Below are 7,604 nucleotides of genomic sequence, written 5' to 3'. Positions count from 1 at the left end.
GGGGGGGGGGGGGGGGGGGGGGATGGCAGTTCGAGTCGAGGCTGGTCAGGCCCTCCCCCGACCCCTCCCGCAAGCGGGAGGGGAGCGCAGGCTGGTAGCGCTTGGTCATCACATCTGCACTCCCAGCGCATCGGCCACCGTGAAGATGTCCTTGTCGCCGCGACCGCAGAGGTTGGCGAGGATCACCTTGTCGCGCGGCATGGTGCGGGCGACCTTGGCCACCGCGGCGATGGCATGGCTCGGCTCGAGCGCGGGGATGATGCCCTCGGTGCGGCAGAGCAGCTGGAAGGCGTCGAGCGCCTCGGTGTCGGTCACCGCCGTGTATTCGACGCGGCCGATGTCGCGCAGCCAGGCGTGCTCCGGCCCGATGCCCGGATAGTCGAGACCCGCCGAGATCGAGTGCGCCTCGGTGATCTGGCCGTCCTCGTCCTGCAGCAGATAAGTGCGGTTGCCGTGGAGGATACCCGGCGCGCCGCCGGCGAGGCTGGCGGCATGGCGCTTGTCGAGCCCTTCGCCCGCCGCCTCGACGCCGAGCATCTTAACGTCGGCATCGTCGAGGAACGGATGGAACAGGCCGATCGCGTTCGACCCGCCGCCGATCGCGGCGACCAGCAGGTCGGGCAGCTTGCCGGTGCGCTTGAGCATCTGTTCGCGCGCCTCGCGGCCGATCACCGACTGGAAGTCCCGGACCAGCTCCGGATAGGGGTGCGGGCCGGCGGCGGTGCCGATGATGTAGAAGGTGTCGTGGACATTGGCGACCCAGTCGCGCAGGCCCTCGTTCATCGCGTCCTTGAGCGTCGCCGCGCCGCTGGTCACCGGCACCACTTCGGCACCGAGCAGCTTCATGCGGAACACGTTGGGCTGCTGCCGCGCCACGTCGGTCGCACCCATGTAGATCACGCAGGGCAGGCCGAAGCGCGCGCAGACGGTGGCGGTCGCCACGCCGTGCTGGCCGGCACCGGTCTCGGCGATGATCCGCGTCTTGCCCATCCGGCGGGCGAGCAGGATCTGGCCGATGCAATTGTTGATCTTGTGCGCGCCGGTATGGTTGAGCTCGTCGCGCTTGAACCAGATCTCGGCGCCCATGCCCTCCGGTGCGTTCTCGCGCAGGGCGTCGGTCAGCCGCTCGGCGTAGTAGAGCGGGCTGGGGCGGCCGACATAATGTTCGAGCAGGTCGTCGAACTCGGCCTGGAAGGCGGGATCGGCCTTGGCGGCGGTGTATTCGCGCTCCAGGTCGAGGATCAGCGGCATCAGCGTCTCGGCGACGAAGCGTCCGCCGAACTGGCCGAAATGCCCGCGGTCGTCGGGCTGGGCGCGGAAGGAGTTTGGTGCGTTCATGATCGGGCCACGGCTTTAAGGAAAGCGGCGATCTTGTCCACATCCTTGATGCCCGGCGCGGCCTCGATGCCCGAAGAGACATCCACCAGGCGGGCACCGGTGACGCGGATCGCCTCGCTGACATTCCCGGCGTCGAGCCCGCCGGAGAGGATCCAGGGCAGGGGATGCAGGAAGCCGTCTAGCAGGGTCCAGTCGAAGCGCAGCCCGGTGCCGCCGGGCACCTTGGCGCCCTCGGGTGCCTTGGCGTCGTAGAGCAGCCGGTCGGCGGCGCCGCGGAAGGCAGCGGCGGGGACGAGATCGGCGAGGGTCTTCACCGCGAGCGCGGCCCAGGTTTCGAGGCGGGTACGTGCCTTCACCGCGGCGGTGCGCTCCGGTGTGACCTTGTGGAGCTGGATCACGTCGAGGCGCCCGGCGGCAATCGCGGCGTCGAGCAGTGCGTCGTCCGGATCGACGAACACGCCGACGCGCGCGACATGCCCGGGCACGCGCGCGGCCAGTCCCTGCGCTTTGTCGAAGCTCAGGTGCCGCGGGCTTGGCGGGAAGAAGACGAAGCCGATATGGTTGGCGCCGCCTGCGACGGCGGCATCGAGCGTCTCGGGGGTGGACAGGCCACAGATTTTGGCAGTTGCGGGCATCGACGCCCTCTAGGCGCTAGACCAGCGGCTTGGCCAGCACCGTCATGAACAGCGGCGGATCGAGCGCGATCGGGAAGTCGCGGCGTTCGCCGGTCTCGGCATAGCCGCGGCGGACATAATAGTCGATCAGCTTGCGGCGTTCTTCGATCACCGTCATCTCCATCCGCGTGCAGCCGAAGGCGTCGCGGGCATGCGCCTCGGCGGCGGCGATAAGCTGGCGGCCAAGCCCGCCCGCCTGGCGCAGCGGATCGATGCAGAGCAGGCCAAGATAAGCAGTGCCATGGCCCCGGTTCGCGACGTTCACGCAGCCGATCGCGGTGTCGTCCTCCCAGGCGCCGAGCAGCACCTGCGCCGGGTCTTCGACGATGGCGGTCAGAGTCTCGATATTGGTGCGTGGGCCCTCGATCAGGTCCGCCTCGTGCGTCCAGCCCTGGCGGGCGGTCTCGCCGCGATAGGCGCGTTCGATCACCGGGTGGATCGCGGGGAGGTCGGCAGGAGTGGCGGGGCGGAGGATGAGGGGCATGGGTTCCGATGCTTGGCCGCTTTCCCCCTCACCCTTCCGCCGCTTCGCGGCTCCCTCCCTCTCCCACAAGGGGAGAGGGAGCGGGGATCGAAACTCCCTCTCCCCTTGTGGGAGAGGGAAGGGGCCCATCGCGACAGCGATGGGAAGGGTGAGGGGGACTAGGTTTCGCTCTACAACGTCGCCGCGATCGCCCGCGCTGCCGCGTCAGGATCCTCGGCCTCGGTGATCGGCCGCCCGATCACGAGGATGGAGGCGCCGGCATCCACGGCGGCGCGCGGCGTGACCACCCGCTTCTGGTCGCCGACATGCGCGTCTGCGGGACGCACGCCGGGCACGACAAAGAAACCGTCCTTCCAGGCCGCATGCGCCGCCTTCACTTCCTCGCCCGAGCAGACGATGCCGTCGACACCGGCCGAGCGCGCCAGCTCCGCCAGCCGCAGCACCTGCGCGTGCGGATCGGGCTGGAGGCCGATCGAGGTCATGTCGTTGCCGTCGAGGCTGGTCAGCATCGTCACCGCGACGACCTTGGTCCCCTCGGGCGCCGCCGCCTTGGCATCCTCCAGCATCGCCCGGCCGCCGGCGGCATGGACGGTGAGGATCGCCGGGTTGAGCGGCCGCAGCGCCTGGATCGCCTTGGCGACGGTGTTGGGGATGTCGTGAAATTTGAGGTCGAGGAAGATCGGCACGCCGATCTCGGCCATCTCGTGCACGCCGTGGCGGCCGTTCGCCATGAAGAATTCGAGGCCCAGCTTGATCCCGCCGACATGGTGGCGGACCTTCTGGGCGAGCGCCTTGGCCTTTTCCAGCTCGGTCGTGTCGAGCGCGACATAGATGCGGCTGCTCATGCATGCGGCTCCTGCGCGGCGGTCGCTTCGGCCTGCGGCTCGAAGCGCGCTGCCGGGGTGGCAGGAATCGTCCGCAGATCGGCGAGCGCGCGCTCAAGCCCCGCAAAGCGCTGCCGCATCCGCCAGCGCAGCGTCTGATAGGCGACCAGCATCGGCAGGAACCCGGCGAGGAACACGAGGATCAGCAACAGCGGCAGGCTGATATCGGCGACGAGACCGCCCCAGAGCTGGATGCTCACGCGCTGCTCGCCATTGTAGATCACGAACCCGGCGATCACGCCGCCGAGCAGGAGCCACAACAGCACCTTCAGAAACCGCATTCCGCTCCCTTCCTGGCAAACCCTGGGCGCCTTCTAGGCCCGAGCGGCCCCGCTTGCCAAGGCTCAGCCGATTTCGCTGCGCAGTTCGGCGATCAGGCCGGGAATGGCGGTGAGGGCAGGCGCCTCCTCGTCGAGGATCGCGTGGAAGGCGCGGCGCTTCAACGCGGCGACATGCTCGGCATCGGGCCGGGCCGCCTTGTCGAGCGTGGACAGCACGATGTCGATCAGCCGGTCGGCACCGTTGAGGCGGCCCCAGAGATAGTCGTTCTCGCGGTAGGCGCGACTGAAGAACGCGCCGAAATTGTTGAACTGGTTACCCTTCAGCATCGCCGCGACACCGCCGGTGCGGATCGCCTTGGCGTCCTCGGGCGAGATGCGGTCGACGCGGATGGGATCGAACTCGTCCATGCCCTCGCCCTGGAGCAGCGGCAGTGTGGCAATGTCGAAGAAGGGGAAGCCGAGATAGGCGAGCAGCATCGGCCGCCGCAGCTCCTTCGACAGCGCGCTGAACCCGGCGGAGAGCACCTCGTCGGTCTGGCGGTCGAGCGCGCGGAGCTGCATCCGCTCGGCGAGGGTGTCCAGCACCGTGCCGGGATCGCCCGCCAGCCGGTCCTGGAGATCGGCGAAGGTGTCCGAGCGCTTCAGCTCCAGATAGGCCGCGAGCGCGCCGTAGATCGCATCGCGCATCGGCCGCATCGCGCCGCGCGGGGCGGACTGTTCCAGTTCGGCTAGGCGCCGCGCAAGCAGCCGCAGGCGCCGGATGCGGAAGCCGAGATCGTGCCCGCGCAGGAAGTCGAGCGCTTCGGGCGAGGCCCCGCCGGGCAACGACGCGCCGAACCGGTCGGCGCCTCGTGTGCGGACCGTTTCGCGTAGCCGGCGTCCGAGCGAGCGGAGCCGCGATCCGTCCTGCTGGCCGGCGAGCGCCTGGAGCAGCCGCGCGGTGCGGTCGATCGCGCCATCGACCTTGAGCAGCGCATAGGCGGTATGGCCATACCCGGCCTTCGCCGCGGCGGCGACCTGCGCGCGCTTGCGCCATCCGGCGAGCCGCTTGGGGGTCGGGTAGTCGAGCCACAGCGTATAGCCGAACAGCGACTCGACCTGCGCCTCCACCTCGGCACGAATTTCGGAGACGATCGCGAGCATCCGCTCGATCCGGTCCGAGCGGGCGGCGATCGCGTCGAGATTGTCGCGGATCGGCTGTTTGCGCGGCAGTTCGGACAGCGCGCCGATCAGCGTCGAGAAGAAGCCCGGGCGCTCGCGACGCGGCCCATAGAAGCCGAACCGCATGTCCGGGGTGGGATCGAGGAAGACGAAGCGGCGATCGACCTGGCGGCGGGCAGGGCGCTCGCGCAGCGCCTCCATTGCCGGGCCGAACGGCGCGTTGGCGAGCACCGAACCGTCTATCAACACGGCTTTTTCGGCGCGGCTCTCGGCCCATTGCTCGGGCAGCGCGCGCTGGAGGAAGGCGTCGCGGCCCGCCCAGGTCTCGCCGCGATCGGCGAGGACCTTGTCGAGCTCTTCCACCATCAGCGGCGGGAAGGCGCCGGGGAAGCTGGAGGTCGCGCGCGCGGCGAAGCCCAAGGCGGCAGGATGGGCGATGCCGGTGCCGCGACCGTGATCGGTGAAGCTGAAGACGAGGCGATGCTCGGTCTCCACCACCTCGGGCGGCGTGTTGAGCCGCAGCGTTTCGGCATGGCCGCGGAAATCGGTGGCGGTGACGAACAGGTCGAGCGGCTGGCCCTCGGGCAGCAGTCGGCGCTCGGCGGGCCCCCGCGCCATCTTGTCGAAGGCGGCGAGCAGCGTCTTGAGCAGTTGCTCGCCCCCGAAGGGCGGCTCGAACCAGCGTGAGCGCACGAAACGCTCGAGCTTCTCGCGCACCTCCGCCCGCGATCCGGCCTCCACCGTTTCCTCCACCCCATGCTCGCGGTTGGAGAGCATCCAGGCGATCGGCTTGGCCCAGATCTTGGCGAAGCGATGCGACGGGCCCTGGCTGGGGGCGAGCAGCGCGTCGACATCGGCATGGTCGAGCCACATCGCGGTCAGCGGGTCGAGCGACTGGCCGGTGGCGATCGCCTGCGCGAGGAACACCGCGTTAATCCCGCCGGCGCTGGCGCCCGATAGGATGTCGACCAGCACGCGCAGGTTGAGCCCGCTGCGGTCGCGGATCTCCTCGATCAGGTCGCGATAGACGCTGTGGAGCGGGGTGCCCTCACGCTCGGCACAGCTCGCGCGGGCGAGGTGCCACACCTCCTTGGTGATGCCGTGCATGTAGACCGCCAGGCTGATCCCGCCATAGCAGACCAGCGCCAGCCGCAGTTCCTTCTCCTGCGTCTCCTGCATCAGCGGTGCCGCACCTCTGCCCAGACGGGGAGGTGGTCCGAGGCGGTGCGCGCCGCCAGGCTGTAATGTACGCCAGCTTCGCCGAACGCCAGCTCGGGCGAGGCCATGATCCGGTCGAGTCGCGCCATTGGGCGGCGGGCGTGGAAGCTCTTGCCGGTGGCGGCGAAGGCGAAATGCTGGGCGAAATCGCGCAGGCAGCCGCGATCGGCGCTCCATTCGTTGAGGTCGCCCATCATCACCGTCGGCATCGGCGGAAGCTCGGCCAACTGGGTGAGGATCGCATGCGCCTGGCGCCGGCGCCACAGGCCGGACAGGTCGAGATGCATGCCGAGGACGCGGAGCGGCTGCCCCTGGATGCGGAGATCGGCCATCACCGCGCCGCGCGGTTCCAACGTCGGCAGATGCAGCGCCGCGCAGCCGAGGATCTCGGCGTCCTTGCGGACCAGCAGCGCATTGCCGTGCCAGCCCATCGAGCGCGCGCGCATGCCGAACTGCACCGGCTTCCACGGGCTGTGTTCGGCGAGCAGGCTTTGGGTGAGCACGGCCTCTCGCGCACCGAAGCGGCGATCCGCCTCCTGCAAGGCGATCACATCGGCGTCGACCTCGAGCAGTACCTCGAGCGTCCTCTCCGGTCGGCGTCGTCGGTCGGTGCCGATCGACTTCCGCATGTTATAGCTGGCGACCTTGATCATCCGCGCCCCTTATCGGCGCGGGCACTATGGCAGCACAAGTCTCAATAACCCGTTTCGCCCCGCGCGCGCTGGCCTGCCGCCGCTTCCGCTGCGGCGAGCAGGCTGCGACCGGTGGCCTCGGCGGCCTCGGGCGTCATCGCGACCGCGACGCCGTTCGGGCCGTCGAGCAGCACCAGCCCGAGTTCGGCGGTGGCGATCCCGCCTTCTTCCTCCGGCGTCAGCGCCGAGTCCTTGGCCATGTCGGTCATTTCCCCTTGTTCGGTATTGACGGGGATGAACGCGGGATGACGGCCAAATATCCGCGGATTCTCAGCCGCGGAGCCAGTCGGCGAGCGTTTTGGCGTAGAGCTTGTGTTCCTCGGCCAGCACGCGGGCAGCAAGGCTGTCGGCGGTGTCGTCGGGCAGGATCGCCACGCGGGCCTGGCCGAGCACTTCGCCGCCATCGAGTTCCTCGGTAACGATGTGGACCGAAGCGCCCGCTTCGGCATCGCCCGCCTCGATGGCACGGGCGTGGGTGTCGAGGCCCTTGTATTTGGGCAGCAGCGAGGGATGGATGTTGACGATCCGCCCGCGCCAGCGCGCGACGAAATCGTCGGACAGCAGCCGCATATAGCCGGCAAGCGCGATCGCCTCGACGCCGGCCTCGCGCAACGCGGCGTCGATCTTCGCCTCATACTCGGCCTTGGGCATGCCCTTGGGGCTCTGCGCGAAGGTCGGCACGCCGCGCTTGGCGGCCCAGGCGAGCCCGGCCGCCTCCGGCTTGTCGCTGGCGACGAGCGCGACCGTATAGGGGCAGTCCGGCGCCGCGGCGGCCTCGACCAGCGACGCCATGTTCGATCCGCGGCCCGAGATCAGGATGCCGAGTCGCTTCTTCACCAATTCCCCCTCCCGCTTGCGGGAGGGGTTAGGGG

The 7,604-nt window shown here is 69.4% G+C and carries 9 protein-coding genes; all 9 read right to left on the bottom strand.

Annotated elements, in window-relative coordinates; genetic code table 11:
* Positions 1–108: 108 nt before the first annotated feature.
* The gene (gene trpB / locus SAZ01S_RS15390) at positions 109–1,338 is read right to left on the bottom strand and encodes a tryptophan synthase subunit beta (RefSeq protein ID WP_084583160.1); all 1,230 of its coding nucleotides are present in this window, start codon (positions 1,336–1,338) and stop codon (positions 109–111) included.
* Positions 1,335–1,973 carry a phosphoribosylanthranilate isomerase gene (locus tag SAZ01S_RS15385; RefSeq protein WP_084583159.1) on the bottom strand — a complete coding sequence of 213 codons (639 nt, stop codon included), beginning with the start codon at positions 1,971–1,973 and terminating at the stop codon, positions 1,335–1,337. The genes trpB and SAZ01S_RS15385 overlap by 4 nt, the downstream gene beginning before the upstream one ends.
* Before the next feature lie 16 nt (positions 1,974–1,989).
* Entirely contained in the window at positions 1,990–2,496 is a 507-nt protein-coding gene (locus SAZ01S_RS15380; protein WP_084583158.1) for a GNAT family N-acetyltransferase, read from the bottom strand.
* 170 nt (positions 2,497–2,666) lie between these two features.
* Positions 2,667–3,341: an orotidine-5'-phosphate decarboxylase gene (pyrF, locus tag SAZ01S_RS15375; protein WP_084583157.1), complete on the bottom strand. Its 675-nt coding sequence runs from the start codon at positions 3,339–3,341 to the stop codon at positions 2,667–2,669.
* Complete coding sequence (locus tag SAZ01S_RS15370; RefSeq protein WP_084583156.1) at positions 3,338–3,661, bottom strand: lipopolysaccharide assembly protein LapA domain-containing protein; 324 nt, start codon at positions 3,659–3,661, stop codon at positions 3,338–3,340. The genes pyrF and SAZ01S_RS15370 overlap by 4 nt, the downstream gene beginning before the upstream one ends.
* A gap of 63 nt (positions 3,662–3,724) precedes the next feature.
* A complete protein-coding gene (locus SAZ01S_RS15365; RefSeq protein ID WP_084583155.1) occupies positions 3,725–6,001 on the bottom strand; it encodes a patatin-like protein in 2,277 nt (758 codons plus the stop codon).
* Positions 6,001–6,693 (bottom strand): endonuclease/exonuclease/phosphatase family protein, encoded by a 693-nt coding sequence (locus SAZ01S_RS15360; RefSeq protein WP_084583154.1) that lies wholly within the window; start codon positions 6,691–6,693, stop codon positions 6,001–6,003. Before SAZ01S_RS15360 ends, SAZ01S_RS15365 begins: the two co-directional genes overlap by 1 nt.
* Positions 6,694–6,734: 41 nt before the next feature.
* Positions 6,735–6,932 carry a hypothetical protein gene (locus SAZ01S_RS15355; RefSeq protein WP_084583162.1) on the bottom strand — a complete coding sequence of 66 codons (198 nt, stop codon included), beginning with the start codon at positions 6,930–6,932 and terminating at the stop codon, positions 6,735–6,737.
* Between the two features lie 70 nt (positions 6,933–7,002).
* Positions 7,003–7,569: a phosphoribosylglycinamide formyltransferase gene (purN, locus tag SAZ01S_RS15350; RefSeq protein WP_084583161.1), complete on the bottom strand. Its 567-nt coding sequence runs from the start codon at positions 7,567–7,569 to the stop codon at positions 7,003–7,005.
* Positions 7,570–7,604 lie beyond the last annotated feature (35 nt).

The sequence above is a fragment of the Sphingomonas azotifigens NBRC 15497 genome (genome assembly GCF_002091475.1).
Classification (GTDB): Bacteria; Pseudomonadota; Alphaproteobacteria; order Sphingomonadales; family Sphingomonadaceae; genus Sphingomonas; species Sphingomonas azotifigens.
Note: the sequence above shows the minus strand (reverse complement) of the source record. Positions and strands in the feature narration are given on the sequence as shown.